At 58.7% G+C, this 252-nt stretch carries 1 protein-coding gene; it reads left to right on the top strand.

Going from position 1 to position 252, the window contains the following annotated elements; genetic code table 11:
- The coding region (locus tag Q5762_RS39120; protein WP_315897079.1) for a YraN family protein at positions 1-252 on the top strand (252 nt) is incomplete at both ends.

Genomic DNA, 252 nt, shown 5'->3' with positions numbered 1-252 from the left:
CCGGGCGCTGTGCCGAAGAGCAGGCGGCCGAACATTATGTTGCGCTGGGGGCAGAATTGCTTGAGCGGCGCTGGCGCGGGAAATGGGGCGGTGAGGTCGACCTGATCTTTCGTCATGACGGTTATATCGTCTTTGTTGAGGTTAAGAAGGCTGCATCCCATGCCTTTGCGGCTGAGCGGCTTCTGCGCCGGCAGATGGATCGCATCTGTGCTTCGGCCAGCGAATATGCCTATCTGCACTGTGATGGTGACA

Source organism: Streptomyces sp. P9(2023), from assembly GCF_032436795.1.
GTDB lineage: Bacteria > Actinomycetota > Actinomycetes > Streptomycetales > Streptomycetaceae > Streptomyces.
Note: the sequence above shows the minus strand (reverse complement) of the source record. Positions and strands in the feature narration are given on the sequence as shown.